The sequence below is a fragment of the Sphingobacterium arenae genome (assembly GCF_014692505.1).
GTDB classification, from domain to species: Bacteria; Bacteroidota; Bacteroidia; order Sphingobacteriales; family Sphingobacteriaceae; genus Sphingobacterium; species Sphingobacterium arenae.
This window is the reverse complement of record NZ_JACNYK010000004.1, coordinates 127,615-145,200: the sequence shown is the minus strand read 5'-3', so window position 1 is coordinate 145,200 and position 17,586 is coordinate 127,615. Positions and strand designations below refer to the sequence as shown.

Annotated in this window: 12 protein-coding genes; 10 read left to right on the top strand and 2 right to left on the bottom strand. The window is 41.8% G+C overall.

What is annotated here, in order from left to right; genetic code table 11:
- Position 1: 1 nt before the first annotated feature.
- Both H8B17_RS14835 and H8B17_RS14830 read right to left on the bottom strand, forming a co-directional pair.
- A complete protein-coding gene (locus H8B17_RS14835) occupies positions 2–205 on the bottom strand; it encodes a fructose-6-phosphate aldolase (RefSeq protein ID WP_190310184.1) in 204 nt (67 codons plus the stop codon).
- A 13-nt stretch (positions 206–218) separates the two neighbouring features.
- The gene (locus H8B17_RS14830; RefSeq protein WP_190310010.1) at positions 219–1,232 is read right to left on the bottom strand and encodes an acyl-CoA reductase; all 1,014 of its coding nucleotides are present in this window, start codon (positions 1,230–1,232) and stop codon (positions 219–221) included.
- A 134-nt stretch (positions 1,233–1,366) separates the two neighbouring features.
- On the opposite strand from H8B17_RS14830, the gene H8B17_RS14825 reads away from it, so the two are divergent.
- The 10 genes from H8B17_RS14825 to H8B17_RS14780 all read left to right on the top strand — a co-directional run bounded on the left by H8B17_RS14825 (position 1,367) and on the right by H8B17_RS14780 (position 17,583).
- Entirely contained in the window at positions 1,367–1,717 is a 351-nt protein-coding gene (locus H8B17_RS14825) for a 4Fe-4S dicluster domain-containing protein (protein WP_148918737.1), read from the top strand.
- Positions 1,718–1,837: 120 nt separating this feature from the next.
- Positions 1,838–3,283: a dicarboxylate/amino acid:cation symporter gene (locus H8B17_RS14820; protein WP_190310009.1), complete on the top strand. Its 1,446-nt coding sequence runs from the start codon at positions 1,838–1,840 to the stop codon at positions 3,281–3,283.
- Positions 3,284–3,439: 156 nt separating this feature from the next.
- Positions 3,440–4,180 (top strand): ImuA family protein, encoded by a 741-nt coding sequence (locus tag H8B17_RS14815; protein ID WP_190310008.1) that lies wholly within the window; start codon positions 3,440–3,442, stop codon positions 4,178–4,180.
- A 2-nt stretch (positions 4,181–4,182) separates the two neighbouring features.
- Complete coding sequence (locus tag H8B17_RS14810; protein WP_190310007.1) at positions 4,183–5,685, top strand: Y-family DNA polymerase; 1,503 nt, start codon at positions 4,183–4,185, stop codon at positions 5,683–5,685.
- An 8-nt stretch (positions 5,686–5,693) separates the two neighbouring features.
- The gene (locus H8B17_RS14805; RefSeq protein WP_190310006.1) at positions 5,694–8,834 is read left to right on the top strand and encodes an error-prone DNA polymerase; all 3,141 of its coding nucleotides are present in this window, start codon (positions 5,694–5,696) and stop codon (positions 8,832–8,834) included.
- Between the two features lie 151 nt (positions 8,835–8,985).
- On the top strand, positions 8,986–9,531 hold the full coding sequence (locus tag H8B17_RS14800) for a sigma-70 family RNA polymerase sigma factor (protein ID WP_190310005.1): 546 nt from the start codon (positions 8,986–8,988) through the stop codon (positions 9,529–9,531).
- A 106-nt stretch (positions 9,532–9,637) separates the two neighbouring features.
- Positions 9,638–10,792, top strand: coding sequence for a FecR family protein (locus H8B17_RS14795; RefSeq protein ID WP_190310004.1), 1,155 nt, complete (start codon positions 9,638–9,640; stop codon positions 10,790–10,792).
- Positions 10,793–11,032: 240 nt separating this feature from the next.
- On the top strand, positions 11,033–14,470 hold the full coding sequence (locus H8B17_RS14790; RefSeq protein ID WP_223816596.1) for a TonB-dependent receptor: 3,438 nt from the start codon (positions 11,033–11,035) through the stop codon (positions 14,468–14,470).
- Between the two features lie 12 nt (positions 14,471–14,482).
- Positions 14,483–16,360: a RagB/SusD family nutrient uptake outer membrane protein gene (locus tag H8B17_RS14785; protein WP_190310002.1), complete on the top strand. Its 1,878-nt coding sequence runs from the start codon at positions 14,483–14,485 to the stop codon at positions 16,358–16,360.
- Positions 16,361–16,389: 29 nt separating this feature from the next.
- Positions 16,390–17,583: a DUF5000 domain-containing lipoprotein gene (locus H8B17_RS14780; protein WP_190310001.1), complete on the top strand. Its 1,194-nt coding sequence runs from the start codon at positions 16,390–16,392 to the stop codon at positions 17,581–17,583.
- Positions 17,584–17,586: the final 3 nt, after the last annotated feature.

The window sequence follows — 17,586 nt, the reverse complement described above, 5'->3', positions numbered from 1 at the left end:
TTTATACGTCTATTTTTTTTATTTGGCCGAAAGGCATTTCCGCAACAATTTGCATAATATAGTCGGTTTTGTCACCTAACCCTATCTTTTCTAGAGATTTGTCTGGTCTATCTACTCGGAAATATGCCAACAAGGTAAAAGTCTCGTCCCGCAATTGGACATAATCGGGAATTTTAGCTACACCTCTTACTTTTATAACATACATCATAACAAAGTTATCATTTTTTTTCTGAAAGAAACGCCATTACATCCACGCTGTCAGCATAGTCCGTTAAAGCAGGGCATTGACTATCCCCTAAAGGAAACGTAGGAATGTTGGTTTCTATTGTGGATTCGGTAACAATACATTGTATTTTGTCTGTTTGCATTTTCAACTGGGCAACGGTTTGAGAGAGCTGCTCATATTCTTCATAAAACACCGTAGCCAATGGAGATGCTAATCTTACATCTTCTTTGAGCAACAGAAAACCATTGTCAAGATGTTTGTCACCATTAATTAAATAAATAGATTTGTTATAGTCATAATTATTAGCATATTTATTATGCTCTTTAACGGCGTTAAAGTCCTCGATTGCTTCAAAGAATAAATTGAAATCATAACCACGAGGGATATATAGTTTTGAAACGGAGCGGCACCCGAGTCCAAAATAATCAAAAATATCAGCTCCCAATGCTTTTAATTGTTCGGGAGATTCCGTGCCTGTGAGAATGGCAATGGAATTTCGATTTTTACGAATAATGTGAGGCTTTTTTCCAAAGTAATAATCGAAATAGCGCGAGCTGTTGTCGCTGCCGGTGGCAATAATCAAATCATATTGTTGCAATCGATCTACGATCTGTATTTTCTCTGCAAATGCAGGCTCTATTGTAATAAGCTCATCAAGTACAAACGTCGTTAGTCCGGCATCGTCTGAAGATAATTTAATCTGTGCATGAAACCCCCCAATAAGTACGCAAAGAATGTCATGGAAACCGACTAAGGGTATATTCCCCGCCAATATAAGACCGACAGTTTTATTGGATTGTACGATCGGGTAAGACGTTACCCAATTCGTGAGTTGTTCTGTTGTTAAATTCAACGACAACGCCTGAAGCTGTTTTCGGGTGTTGTCTAGGGTATACCAGGGATTTTTGATGGATGCTTGCCGTAATACCCGCTCTATCTTTTCTCCATCTGAAGTAAGTAACTTACCTAGCGCTACGAAGGCATCTATTCGTTGTTTCTGTGTCAAAATCTTTTAATTTAGAATCTTTCTGATTTTTTTTTGAAGTATCTTTGCGTGTCTTTCGAAATAACTACTAACTTTGTAGTATTATTTTAGGACGAGACAAAATTAGTTTATTTATTATAATTGTGAGGTGATAAATGGCAATTAAAATTACAGACGAGTGTATAAATTGCGGAGCATGCGAACCAGAATGCCCGAACAACGCTATATATGATGCAGGGGTAACTTGGAAATTTTCAGAAGGAACTGCTTTGGATGGTGTGATTGATTTTGGAGATGGGGTAACATTGGATGCTAATGAATCCCAAGAAGCCATTTCCAATGAAGTATATTACATCGTTTCTGACAAGTGTACGGAATGTAAAGGTTTTCATGACGAACCACAATGTGCGGCGGTTTGTCCGGTAGACTGTTGTGTGGAAGATGAAGAAGTCGTAGAAACGGAAGAAGAGCTTTTGGCTAAGAAGGCATGGCTTCACGCTGAGTAAAAGAAAGAATTATTTGTAATAATATTAAAAAGCATTGCCTAGAAGGCAATGCTTTTTTTGTTTGGTATACAGTGCAATTTTTATACTTTTGCTTCTGTCAAAGACAAAATTTTAAACCAAATGCTAAAAAAACAAGTCGCTGTTATTGCTCTATTTACTGTTTCGATTGCTCTTATTTTAACCTTGATTTATGAGTTTGAGTGGTTTGCTATCCATCCCAATGTGATGATGGGAGTTCGGTGGATAGTAGCCTCTGTTTTGACGCTAAATGCAATCGTCCGTAAAAATTTAACGACTTGGATATTAACTTGCTTGATCCTTGGTGTATTTGTTGGTTTGGATTTTCCAAATTTTGCCCGTGCTTTACAACCTTTATCACAAGCTTTTATAAAGTTAGTGAAAACCATTGTTGGCCCCATTCTGTTTGCCACTTTGGTTTTTGGTATTGCTGGTCATTCCGATTTAAAATCGGTAGGACGAATGGCATGGAAATCTATGCTATACTTTGTATCGGCAACTACTTGCGCTATATTTATTGGTTTGATTGTAATCAATATTACCCAAGCAGGTGTAGGTGTCGATGTGGAAAATATGCCTCATGAAGAACTTCCTAAAACCGCTGCTTTGAATATGGCCGATAGTACAGCGATGTCTCATATATCGAATAATGTTCACGGCGTTTATAAATTTAATGCGTTTATACGGGATACCTTTCCTGAAAATATTGTGAAGGCTGTTTACGACAATCAGGTTTTGCAAATTGTCGTATTTGGAGTGATATTTGGTATTGCGCTGGCATTAGTAGAAGAGAAGAAAAGGAAACCACTAGTCAATTTTACAGAGAGTCTTTCGGAAGCCATGTTTAAATTTACCAATCTCGTCATGTTGTTTGCGCCCGTCGGTGTGGGGGCGGCTATGGCATATACGGTGGGACATCTTGGGGTAGACATTCTGAAAAATCTCTTTATGCTTCTTGGTAGTCTGTATTTAGCGTTATTACTCTTCTTGGGAGGAGTTTTGCTTCCGATTGCCCTATTTTTAAAGATACCGGTAAAACGTTTTATGAATGCGGTTAAAGAGCCTGTTTCTATTGCGTTTGCCACGACCAGTTCTGATGCTGCTTTACCGAAGGCGATGAACGCTATGGAAAAATTTGGAGTACCGCGTAAGATTGTTTCTTTTGTTATCCCGACGGGTTATAGTTTTAATCTGGATGGAACATCTCTTTATCTTTCTCTAGCCTCTATTTTTGTCGCCCAGGCCGCAGGTATACCACTTACTATTGGCCAACAGCTGCTAATTGCCTTTACCTTGATGATAACCTCCAAGGGCGTGGCTGCCGTACCGCGAGCTTCTTTGATTGTACTCATAGCGACAGCCGATCAGTTTGGGTTACCAACTTTTGTCATAGCTGCCATTCTGGGTATCGATGAGTTAATGGATATGGCACGTACTTCAGTCAATGTAATTGGTAACTGTTTGGCAACAGTTGTCGTAGCGAAATGGGAAGGCGAATTTGATGAGGAGGCTCCTTTTCGAGAGGATGTAGCAGACGAAGTGCTTTAATCTCTTTTCTATTTAGACACTTCCGCAAATTATAGATGAATAAAAGGCAGGCCATTTTTGGATGCCTTTTTTGTTATCCAATAAAGGCCTAAATTTTCTTTATTAGAATACTAAAAATATTAGTATTATCTTTGTTTTGGAGAAAAGGAAATAGCTATGGGCACATCTATGGAAAAATCGATGTTAATAGTTGATTTGCAGCAGCAAATATTGCAATGGCAAGGCTTTAAACAGATTGAAAAAAAGGATTATGGTGTAGGTTTGGGAGAATTGGAGAAAGCTTTCCCTGGTCATGTTTTCCCAGTAGGTACGCTACACGAATTTATGATGGAAAGCAACGAAGAAGAAGCGGCATCAAGCGGCTTCATAGGCGGCCTCTTATCTTTTTTAATGCAGAAAGACGGTGTAGGCTTATGGATAAGTAGTTCTAGTCAATTGTTTGCACCTTCCATCAAATCGTTCGGCGTAGATCCAGATCGTATCATCTTTGTAAAGATGGAAAAGCAAAAGGACATCCTTTGGGCATTGGAAGAAGGTCTAAAATGCGAGGGAATACGTGTGGTTATTGCAGAAATACAAGATATTGATTTTGTACAGTCCAGACGTTTGCAGCTCGCTGTAGAGAAAAGCAAGGTTACGGGATTTGTATTACGGCTAAAATCTCGATTTCGTGGCACAACTGCTTGTGCAGCACGATGGCATATCAGCCCGTTGCCAAGCCATGTGCAGGGAGATATGCCGGGTGTGGGGTCTCCAGAGTGGGAAGTAGAGCTTTTAAAAGTCAAGAATGGAAACCCTAGCCGGTGGCAAGTGGGGTGGAGACAGAACCAGTTTCAGGCTAAGCGGCTTGTGTTATCTTCAAATCCTATATATCATGCTAAAAGAAAGGTGGGGTAATCATGGTAAAACGATATGCTGTATTATGGTTCCCTTTTTTATTGACGGATTGGTATACAAAACATAATCCTCAACTAACCGATACCCCTTTTGTATTTGCTATGCCCGAACGAGGTAAAATGTGCGTTTCGGCGGTTAGCCCCTTGGCAGCAGAGCTTGGAGTTATACCAAACATGGTCGTTGCCGACGCCCGCGCAGCAATCCCAAAATTAGAAGTATTACAAGACAAACCGCTACGCAAAGAGAGGCTGCTCAAAAGTATAGGATTATGGTGTATGCGCTATACACCTATGATAAGTGTGGATACAACAGGCTTTTTAATATTAGATATAACAGGTTGTGCTCATCTATGGGGAGGGGAAGAAGCTTACCTGCAAGAAATTTACTTGCAATTAAAACAAAAAGGATATGAAGTTCGGATAAGCATAGCCTCAACTATAGGAGCTGCTTGGGCAATAGCCCGATATGGGCAGCATGGTATCATTATTCCTGATAATATGCAGCAAGAAATCTTATCTACCATGCCTATAGCTTGTTTACGTTTGGAATCTAATCTCCTTGAACGGCTGAAAAAATTAGGATTTAGAACGGTAGTTAGTGTCACACAGATACCTCCGCAGGTATTGAAGAGACGTTTTGGAGAAGATTTGGGAAAACGTGTGAGACAAGCTTTAGGCGAAGAAGAAGAATTTATCCCCCTCTTAAAACCCGTCATTCCTTATGCGGAACGGCTTCCTTGCCTAGAGCCTATCAGGACAGCAAAAGGCATTGAAATAGCAATAGAAAAACTGTTAGGTATGTTGTGTAAACGTTTGATGGGCGAGGGGAAGGGATTGCGGAAGGCAAAGCTATCTTGTTATCGTGTGGATGGAAAAGTAAAGTATATAGAGATTGGTACCAGCCGTGCGTCTGCTCATATAGCACATCTTTTAGATTTATTTAAACAACAAATACCTACGATAGCACCAGGCTGGGGAATTGAAGTTTTTGTGTTGGAGGCAATTAAAGTAGAGGAAACGACACCCGTTCAAGAGTTACTATGGAATGGAGAAGGGAATTTAGACAATGATGCATTAGCAGAATTACTGGATAGAGTTAAGGGAAGGGATGCTCAGTGCCGTATACAGCGTTTTTTACCGGATGAACATTATTGGCCAGAACGATCTATAAGGCTAGCGACCTCCTTAACAGAGAAACGAACCACAGTCTGGCGTACAGATCGCCCTCGTCCAACACGTTTATTGAATCCGCCGCATCCTATTGAGGTGACGGCACCTATTCCGGATTACCCGCCGATGTTATTCCGTTACAAAGGAGAAGTGCATCTTATCAAAAAGGCAGATGGCCCCGAGCGGATAGAACGTGCATGGTGGATTGAGCAGGGGGAGCACCGGGATTATTACTATGTAGAGGATGATCAAGGAAGAAGATATTGGTTATTTCGTTTGGGACATTATCAAGGGGATCGCTCCGCCAATTGGTATTTACATGGATTTTTTGCGTAGGAGGAGAAATGGGATATATCGAGCTACAGGTAACCAGTAATTTTAGTTTTCTTCGAGGTGCTTCGCATCCAGAAGAGCTCGTGGAACAAGCTGCATCTTTAGGTTATGAAGCTATAGGCATTGCAGACAGAAACAGCTTGGCAGGTGTCGTGCGTGCGCATGTGGCCGCACGGAAACATCGGATACGTTTTATTCTAGGCTGCCGCTTGGATTTATTGGATGGCTCCAGCTTATTGGCGTATCCGAAAAACAAGAAAGGTTACAGTCAATTGTGCAGTTTGCTCAGTACTGGAAATTTGCGGGCAGAAAAGGGAAAATGTCATCTTTACAAAAAAGATGTATATACTTATAAACAAGACATCATATTTGTGGTAGTACCGCCGGCCACACTTTCGGCAGGTTTTGAGTTGGATGTCCTTTTTATAGAAAATGCTACAGCGTATGCCGCACATTTGGGTGGACAAGTTTATTTAGGGTTATCCCGCATCTACCAAGGGGATGATACTAAACGGTTGTTTCGTCTTTATGATTTAGCGGAACAACTTCATATCCCTGTGGTTGCATTAGGCGATGTACATTACCACATCCCAGAGCGTCGTGCTTTACAGGATATCCTGACTTGTGTTCGGGAGAAATGTACGATTTATACGGCAGGATTTCGTTTGCATCCAAATGCTGAACGCTATCTGAAACCACAGGAAGAGATGGAGCGCTTGTTTGCTTCCTATTCGGAGGCCTTGGAACAGACCATCCGAATAGCCGATGCGTGCCGTTTTTCGTTAGATGAACTGGAATATGTGTATCCCGAAGAACTTACCCAAGAGGGACGTTCCCCGCAGGAAGAATTAGAAATGTGGGTATGGCAAGGTGCAAAAAAGCGCTTTAATGAAGAAGAGTTAGAGAGGCATACCCCTACCATCCAGATGGAACTTGATTTCATTCGGCGGAAAAACTACGCATCCTATTTCTTGACCGTATATGATTATGTACGTTTTGCCCGTGAGCGCGGAATTTTGTGCCAGGGACGGGGGTCGGCGGCAAATTCTATTGTGTGTTACTGTCTGGAAATCACATCGGTTAATCCTACCGATATAAAGCTGTTGTTTGCCCGATTTATGTCGGACGCACGAGATGAACCACCCGATATTGATGTCGATTTTGAGCATGAACGTCGCGAGGAAGTTATTCAATATATCTACGAAAAATACGGCCGGGATAGAGCGGCTATTGTTGCAACTGTAACCCAGGAAAGGGTGAAAGGGGCTTTGCGGGATGTGGGAAAAGCCATGGGCTTGTCCATGGATGCACTTAATCGGTTATCCCAAACGATTGGTTCACATTGGGATAGCACGTTGGAACCTGATCGGTTTAAAGAGCATGGTTTTCATGTCGAAGATCCGCACTTCCGCAAAATATTGGAATTGGCGGAGCAACTGATTGGATTTCCACGTCAACTGGGCCAACATACTGGTGGTTTTGTGATTACACAAGGCAAAATTCATGAGCTATGTCCTATTATTCCCGCTCGTATGGAGGATCGCACCAATTTGGAATGGAATAAAGACGATTTGGAAGCGTTGGGATTCCTTAAAGTGGATGTGTTGGGATTAGGCATGCTCACCTGTATCCGCAAAGGGTTCGACTTGATTAAAAAACATTATGGTCGGGAACTCGAGCTAACGAGCATGAAAACCGATGATCCCCAGGTGTATGCTATGATCAGTTTAGCAGATACCTTAGGTGTGTTCCAAATCGAAAGCCGGGCACAGATGTCCATGCTGCCCCGTTTGAAACCGAAAACATTTTATGATCTGGTTATCGAGGTGGCCATTGTCCGTCCGGGTCCTATACAGGGCGATATGGTACACCCTTATCTGCGAAGACGGAATGAGGAAGAAGCAATAGATTATCCGTCACCAGAAATTAAAGATATTTTAAAGCGAACATTAGGCGTTCCGTTGTTTCAGGAGCAAGCGATGGAAATTGCCATTGTAGCGGCAGGTTTTACACCCGCTGAAGCCGATGCCCTCCGACGTAGTATGGCAACTTTTAAGTCAAAGGGAGAGGTTAGCCACTTCCGTGATAAAATGGTGAATGGCATGGTAACAAAAGGCTACGACGAGGAATTTGCCCATCGCGTATTCAGGCAATTGGAAGGTTTCGGTAGTTATGGTTTCCCCGAAAGTCATGCAGCTTCTTTTGCTTTATTGGTGTATGTGTCCAGTTGGATAAAATGCCACTATCCCGATGTGTTTGCTGCTGCTTTGTTAAACAGCCAACCAATGGGTTTTTACCAGCCAGCCCAAATTATCATCGATGCACGTAGGCATGGTGTTGAAGTATTACCCGTGGATATCAATTATTCTGTATGGGACAATATCTTGGAAGGGGAATTTGAGGTGAAACCACATAAACTGCGGTTAGGTTTCCGGCAAGTTAAAGGATTGAAAGAAGAAAATATCGAGAAATTAATGCAGCGCCGTCATAAGCATTATAAGCGTGTAGATGAACTGGCGGACGTATTGTCTGTTTTTACGTTGGAAAGATTGGCGGATGCCGATGCTTTTCGGTCTATCGGCTTGGATCGGCGGCAAGCGTTATGGGAAGTTGCCGCTATACAAGATAGGCAAGTTGCGCTGTTTAAGGGGCAGGATACAGCAAGCCCGCAAGAAAAGCAGATTTGTCTGCCATTTATGAGCGACAGTGAACATGTGGTGCAAGATTATGCAACAACCGGATTGTCTATTAAGGCGCATCCGGTATCCTTTTTAAGAAAGAAGTTGGATTTGTTGCACGTACTACCTACCGATAAATTATCGCTTGTCAAAAATGGAATGCCGGTTAAAGTATGTGGTCTCATTACCGTACGGCAGCGGCCGGGTACAGCTAAAGGGGTATTGTTTGTAACGATTGAAGACGAGACAGGGTTTGCCAATCTGGTACTTTGGGGTAAGGTGTTTGAAAAATACCGTCGAGAGATATTACAAGCGAAGCTGCTGATGGTAACTGGCCATATACAAGTAGAAGAACGCGTCATTCATGTTGTAGTGCAACAGTGTTTTAATCTAAATAGTTGGTTGTTAGAACTCGAAAATACACCGGAAGGAACAGCTGAGGGTGTTTTTTATAAAGGAAGAAATTTTAAATAGCCGCAGGAGAAGTAATCCAGATTGGTAATGAAATTATTTTACTATATTTAAACTGAACTTAATATTTTGATAACAGCTCTATAATAACGTCTTTATTTATTTTACATATGTTTGCGACATCAAAAGTATGAAGCGGTTATGAATTTAACGTATGAATAAGGTTTTGACAGAGGCGCAGATAAAAATGCTTTTTGAGCAATATTATATTGCACTTGTAGAATTTTCATGGCATATTGTAAAATGCCGAGAAGTTGCATTAGACATTGTTCAGGATACTTTTGTGAAAATTTTGGAGAAGGCTGAAGAACTTCCTTTTCATGAAAAAGCCATAAAAAGCTACCTCTACACAGCTGTTCGAAATATGGCTCTCAATTATATCAGACATCAGAAAGTTCAACATGAATACCACCAAATCAATCCATGGAATGAGATAGACGATACTCGTATTTTAGATGCCATGATTTATGCCGAAACCATTCATAACTTATATAAAGCCATCGAATCTCTTCCGAAATCTTGTCAGGAAGTCTGTAGACTGACTTGGTTGGAGGACAAATCAAATAGGGAAGCAGCCGAATTATGTGGTGTTTCAATAAATACGATAAAAACGCAAAAAAGACGTTCGGTAGAACTTCTTCGACATAGGCTCGCTCCGGTCATGTCCGTACTGAAAAGTTTTGTTTTTATCTTTTTTTAGAAAAATTCCTACCACCTTTTCATCCTTTTTTCATTCATGAGTGTCTTAGTGTTATATCCCAAGGGATTGGTAGCATAAAGATAAAAAACGATACATAAGAGAACCGATGGATGAAGAATATGTAAAAGCTGCAGAGCTTATTTCCAAATATATACAAGGTAATATTTCTGCAGTGGAATACAATGAACTAATGGATATGGTGAAAAAATATCCAACATTGCGTTCGTGGATAGCTAACCAAGATTTTCCCTTAGAAGAAGTCAGTAAAAGACTTACAGATTATCAAACGATTGATGTTGAAAAAGAGTGGGGTGACGTACTTGAAAAATATCACCACAATACAAATAGAAAAATATGGGGTAAGGCATGGTGGGCTGTCGCAGCTTCCATAATTATCATTTGCGGAGTAGCTGGAAGTTTCTTTCTAAAAAAACAAGAGGAGAATAGGTTGACGGAAAACGTCGGAAAGACGATGGATGTTGTTCCCGGGCGTACCGTAGCTACGTTGACCTTGTCCGATGGTACGATAACGGTACTGGAAGAGCAGGAAGACCGTACTGTGGTGGATGGCAAGATGATCCTGCCGATCTCCGGTTCAACATTAGATTATCGCGCAGCAGAAAATCCAACTGTGTACCAACACAAATTGCAGGTGCCTTTGGGAGGTACTTATCACATCCAATTGGCGGACGGAACGAAGGTATGGTTGAATGCCGATTCTGAATTGGAATTTCCATCAGCATTTACAGGAGACGAACGAAAAGTAACCGTACGCGGCGAGGCTTATTTTGAAATCGCCAAAGATGCCACCAAGCCTTTTAAGGTTTTGGTAGGAGAAACAGAGGTAGAGGCTTTAGGAACAGCCTTCAATATCAATACGCACCTCTATAAAGAAAAAATTAAAACGATTTTAACGGAGGGTACAATTAAAGTCAGCACACCGGAAGATAGTAAAATTATCGAACCAGGCTATGCGACTATAAGTGGACGTGGAAATGTTGAAGTTGGGAAAGCTGATCTAGAGGAAGCGTTAGCATGGAAAGAGGGCTATTTCTATTTTGATAGTAAACGATTGAAGGAAGTATTGGATGATATCGCCCGTTGGTATAACATAAAATTGGATATTCAGGTACCACTTGCTAATAAACGGTATGTAGGAGGAATTAAGAAAAGTGAATCCATCGAGGCGGTTTGTGCTGTATTGAGCGATCTGACACCGTACAATATTACGGTGAAGGGGAAGAAGATCCGGGTTCGATAATAGAGAATGTTAAACTAAAAGACAATATAATGATGAGAGAAAAAGAACGATGAAATCAAAAGAAAAGTCGATAAACTGAGGGTACGGCCATACCCCCAGTAAAAAAGACCAAGGATACACTAACTGTATGAATTGTTTTATTTATAAACCTTAATCCATAACAAAGGTATGCATAATATCCGTATGAGACAACGGCGTAGAGACCGTTGTATCTACCTGTCTAAAAAAATTATCCTAGCAATGAAACTAACAATTGCTTTTATGCTAATTGCGACATTACACGCTATGTCGACGGGGCTTGCACAGACTGTCACATTGCATTTAAACAACACGTCGCTGGAGACTGCTTTTTCTACTATCAGGCAGCAAACTGGCTACCGGTTTATCTATGCAGAGGAAGCACTCCAAAATACGAAAAAGGTGCGTGTAAACCTACATAACGTACCGCTCAAAAATGCGTTGGATAAGCTCATAGAAAACCAACCCCTGACCTATCAGTTGCATGATGGGACCATCGTGCTGAAGACGATATCTAAAACTGTAATCAAAAAGGAACCTGTACGTACAATACAACAAGCGTCTACTACGGTAAACGGTTTAGTAACTGATTCCTTAGGAATGCCCCTTTCCGGTGTATCGGTAGGAGTGAAAGACAACAATAGAATCGGTACAACCACCGATCTGAACGGGCGGTATGTGCTGGAAGTACCTATAAATGCCATATTGATCTTTAGTATGGTCGGATACGACAAGCAGGAAATTCCGGTTCAGGACAGATCTGTGGTAAATGTGAAGATGCACTACGCCGACAGTGATATAGATGAAGTTGTTGTTGTAGCCTTTGGTACACAGAAGAAATCGGAGGTAGTGGGAGCGATGACAACGATCAATCCAAGCGAACTTCGGATACCTTCAAGTAACTTGACAACAGCGTTAGCGGGGCGAATTGCTGGAATAATTGCCTACCAACGAAGCGGGGAACCCGGGCAGGACAATGCTGATTTTTTTATTCGCGGTGTAACTTCTTTCGGAACTGGAAAAGTAGATCCGCTCATTCTAATTGATGGAGTGGAATTCTCGACCACGGATTTACGAAATCTACAACCCGATGATATTGCTAGTTTTTCGATCATGAAAGATGCGGCATCAACAGCATTATATGGTGCTCGGGGAGCAAATGGTGTCATATTGGTCACCACGAAAGAAGGAAAAGAGGGACCGGCCAAAGTCTCCTTCCGTATAGAAAATTCTATTTCTACACCCACCCAGAATGTGGAGCTTGCTGATCCAATCACCTACATGCGTTTACATACTGAGGCGGTGCGAACCCGAGATCCATTGGGCTCGATACTTTATCCCCAAAGCAAAATAGACAACACGGTAGCGGGAACAAATCCTTATATGTATCCGGCTACGGATTGGCGGAAAGAACTCTTTCGGGATTATACGATGAACCAGCGTGCCAACTTGAGCGTTAGCGGAGGAGGGAAAGTCGCCCGTTATTATTTTGCGGGGGGATTTACGCAGGACAATGGTGTGTTGAAAGTCGGCGGACAAAATAATTTTAATAACAACATCGATCTCAAAAAGTACATTCTACGATCGAATGTCAATGTTAACTTAACTAAAACAACGGAGGTGGGTGTGCGCATGTATGGCACATTTGATGAATATACGGGGCCACTGGACGGTGGTAAAGAAATGTACCAAAATGTCATGCGCAGTAATCCCGTCATGTTTCCCGCTTACTATCCAAAAACGGAACAATATAGCCACTTAGAACATATCATGTTTGGTGGATCTAATTTGGGACGCTATATCAATCCTTATGCAGACATGGTAAAAGGGTACCGCGACTATTCCCGTTCGGTGATGATGGCTCAATTTGAATTGAAACAAAACCTTTCCTTTCTAACAGAAGGACTTTCTTTTCGTGCCATGGCCAATACAAACCGTCAGTCTTACTTTAGTCTTTCACGTGCTTATTCACCGTTTTATTACCAGCCCTCTTTCTATGATCGCCAAACAGGAGACTTGACACTACAGGTACTCAACGAACGGGGAGGTAGTCCCTATCCTGTAGGGGAAGAATATTTAAGCTTTGATCCAGGATCAAAAACAATAAAATCTATTTTTTATCTGGAATCCGCATTGAATTATAATCGTACATTTCGTGAGAAGCATGGGGTAAGCGCGATGATGGTGTATATTATGCGTCAGGCGCTCGATGCGAACGCGGGTAGTTTACAGCTATCGCTCCCTGCCCGTAATTTAGGGCTATCAGGAAGATTTACCTATAATTACGATAGCCGTTACTCTGCAGAATTCAATTTTGGATATAACGGCTCAGAGCGATTTTATAGGAACAATCGGTTTGGCTTTTTCCCATCCGGAGGAATAGCTTGGCAGGTATCGAACGAAAAATTCTGGGAACCTTTCTCGTCCGTTGCACCGTTGTTTAAACTAAGAGCTACGTATGGATTGGTGGGGAATGATGAAATTGGTAGTGCAGCAGACCGTTTTTTTTACCTTTCCAACGTTAATTTGGATGTGTCCGGGCGAGGAGCAGTCTTTGGAACGGATTGGAATTACTCCAATAGCGGTGTTTCCGTCAGCCGTTATGAGAATACGAATATTACCTGGGAAATCGCAAAAAAGGCAAACCTAGGCGTTGAACTGAAACTCTTTAATAAGGTTGGTATACAAGCTGACTTTTTTTCAGAGCATAGGAAGAATATCTTGATGACACGGGCTTTTATTCCTGCGTATATGGGGTTCTCTGCAGATATAAGAGCCAATGTAGGTGAGGCTTTAGGCCGTGGGATGGATATGTCGGTAGATTACCAACATAGCTTTTCTCCCCATTTTTGGATTACGGCACGTGGTAATTTTACCTATGCTACGAGTGAATATAAAATAAATGAGGAACCGGAATATGACAGAGAATGGTGGAAGTCAAAAATTGGCTATCCATTAACGCAGCAATGGGGATATATCGCCGAACGGCTATTTGTCGATGACGAAGAAGTAGCCAATTCGCCTACGCAGAACTTCGGTACGGGCATGCCCACTCGCGGCGGAGATATTAAGTATCGAGACGTGAATGGCGATGGACAAATTACCGCATTGGATCAAGTACCAATTGGAAATCCGACCCGACCAGAAATTGTATACGGTTTTGGAATTTCGACAGGCTTCAAAAACTTCGATTTATCCTGTTTCTTTCAGGGTCTAGCACAAGAATCTTTCTGGATTGATCCAGAGGCTACCGCTCCGTTTATGCCCTATTATTATACTGATGCTGAACGAAGTTCAGGAATTACTTATACAAACCAATTGTTAAAGGCCTATGCCGATAATCATTGGTCAGAAGATAACGCAAATGTCATGGCACTTTGGCCTAGATTAACAACGTTAGAACATGCTAATAATATGCAACGAAGTACTTGGTTTATGCGGAACGGCTCCTTCTTACGGTTGAAAAATGCCGAATTTGGCTATACCATCCCTCGTTCCAAACTAGAACGCATCGGATTGGAAAGCATTCGTGTTTACGCTAGTGGCATCAACTTGCTGACGTTAAGCAGCTTTAAGCTGTGGGATGTCGAAATGGCGGGAAATGGGCTGGGTTACCCTGTGCAGCGGGTATATAATTTAGGTGTTCATGTATCTTTTTAAAATTTGTCGAAAATGAAATTTAAGAAACATATCTTTTATCTTTTTTTTGCAGGAATATTAACTTCCTGTAATTACCTGGATGTGACTCCGGATAATATACCGACGCTCGATTATGCATTTCGTACGCCTTTGACGGCCGAAAAATATCTATTTACCTGTTATTCCTGGCTTCCCAGTTTTGCGGATCCCTACAGTGGAAATCCGGGAATTGCAGGGGCAGATGAGATATGGTTTAATTCCTACTATGAATACAATTCTTTTGCCATCGCCAGAGGCTTGCAAAATGTGCAAGGTCCCATTATTGACTATTGGCAAGGTGGTAACGGTGGGCATAACATGTTTATGGGAATCCGGGATTGTAATATCTTTCTCGACAATATCCATTTGGTTCCAAGCATGTCGGATTACGATAAGGCAAAAATGAGTGCCGAAGCTAAATTTCTGAAAGCTTATTATCACTTTTGGTTGATGCGCATGTATGGTCCGATTCCGATTATGCACGAAAGTCCGCCGATTACGGTCACTGTCGAGGAGGTCAAAGCGATAACGCGTGAACCCGTAGATCAAGTAGTGGATTATATCGTCGGTTTATTGGATGAAGCCATTGCTGATTTACCGGACAGGGTTCAATTTGAGGTGGAAGAGCTCGGACGGATTACTAAGCCGATTGCCATGGCCATTAAGGCGCAAGTTTTGGTCACGGCGGCTAGTCCGTTGTTTAACGGGAATATGGATTTTCCACAATATCGGAATTCGCGTGGAGAAATTCTTTTTAACAGCCAGTATGATGAACAAAAATGGGTGAAAGCTGCGGATGCCTGTAGGGAGGCGATTGACCTCTGTCACTCGTTAGATATGCAGCTGCACTATATCGGCAATACGGGATACGCTATTTCCGACACGACGCAGACGGAGTTGGATCTCCGGACAGCGATGACCGAACGATGGAATTCGGAAATTATCTGGGGGAGTACCAATAGTACAGCAGGCGGTATACAGACAGCAGCGTACCCACGTTTGTTTCCTGGAAATGCTACGTATTACGGGGGGTATTTATCCGTTCCTTTCTCCATTGTGGAGTTATTTTATTCGGAAAATGGTGTCCCCATAGAAGAAGATACTTCTTGGGATTACGCCAATCGCTATACCTTAAAAACGGCAGAAGATATAGATAAAAATTATATTAAAGAGGGCTATACGACTGCGTCGCTCAATTTCGACCGTGAACCGCGGTTTTATGCTTATTTGGGGTTTGACGGTGGAAGATGGTACGGACACGGGCGATTGGAGGATAATGATAACTTTTATGTAGAAAGTCGACTTGGAGGAGCCGCATCGGGACATGCATACGCTTATTCCGCTACAGGATACCTCCCTAAAAAAGTAGTGAATTACTTGAACGCGGCTCAGCCCGCACAATGGACAGTGCAACGGTATCCATGGCCGATTATGCGTTTAGCGGATTTATATTTATTATATGCCGAAGCATCTAATGAAGTGTTTGGCCCCTCGCCTGAAATATTTTACTATTTAGATTTAATACGGACGAGAGCCGGTCTCCAATCGATCGCAGAATCGTGGCGTAATTATTCCAATCAACCAAATAAGTACAATACAAAACAAGGATTGCGCGACATTATTCGCCGGGAGCGAAGTATAGAACTTGCTTTTGAAGGAAGCCGTTTTTGGGATTTAAGGAGGTGGAGAACCGCTCCACAGGTACTCAGTAATCCGATTGTCGGTTGGGACACGCAGCAAGAAGCGCCGGAAACATATTATAGACCCGTTGTTATTTTTAACCAGACCTTTGGGTTGAAAGATTATTTCTGGCCTATTCAAGAATCGGAAATGTTACGGAATAAGGGTTTGATACAAAGCCCGGGATGGTGATTTATATTTTTTGTATATAATTAAATGAGATGAAAACGATAAAATCGATTATTATACCCTTACTCACGATATTATTAGCCTCTTCATGCAAGGAAGAAGTTACTAAAATAATGTATGATAGTGATGTTATTCCTGCAGTAGTAAAGGATCCGAAAGTAGAAAACAAACCTGGAAAGGTCGAGATTTCTTACACGCTTCCCCGTGAGACTTCGCTATTATATGTGGAAGCAGAAGTGGATATGGGACAAGGGAGGATAGTAAGCTCCAAATCTTCTAACTACAATAACTCTTTGGAAATCGCCGGATTTGGAGTGTCACGAGAATATGAGGTAAAACTGTATTCTGTTGGTAGAAATATGAAAAGATCGGAACCTATTGCGGTAAAAGTAAATCCGTTGGAACCTCCTGTTTCTACAATTTTTAGATCATTAAAGGTCGATGAAGCCTTTGGTGGAATGGCCATTGAATTTGAGAATGATGAAGAAGCAGAAGTTTCCGTGGTGGTAGAAAGTATAAATGAAAACAGCGAATGGTATACCGTCGAAACGTTTTATACGAATAAAAAAACAGATGTCTTGAAGGTCAGAGGTTTGGAATCGAGACTGCAATCTTTTAGAATTTTTGTAAATGATCGGTGGGGTAATAGATCGGACATATTGAATACAGAATTAACTCCTATATATGAAGTTGAGCTGGATCGTTCTTTGTTCACAGCGATGAAAATGCCCAATGATCCGAACCATTGGAATAACGCCGTATTGACTTTTCTATTGAACAATAACCTATCTGGGGCTGGATCGTATTTCCGTACGGATAATGGCACGCCTATGCCGACCCAGGTTACCTTTGATATGAAGCAAAAAGTAAGGTTGAGCCGCTTTAAATTTTGGCAGCGAGGAACAGTGGCGGAGCTCGATTTGCTGTACACAGCGGGAAGTCCACGTAATTTTGAACTATGGGGAAGTAACGACCCAAATCCGGATGGATCCTTTGACAGTTGGACGAAAATTGCCGATTGTGAATTGATTAAACCATCGGGGCTCCCGATTCCTAACAATTCGCCGGAAGATATTGCGGCTGCCGTAGAAGGACACGAATACGATATATACTCCGCCGATATAGAGCCTATGCGTTACTTCCGTATAAGAGTTCTCCGTACATATGGTGTTACGGATTATTTCTGGATGAGTTTGTTTCGATTATATGGTCAACCTGTTAACTGATAT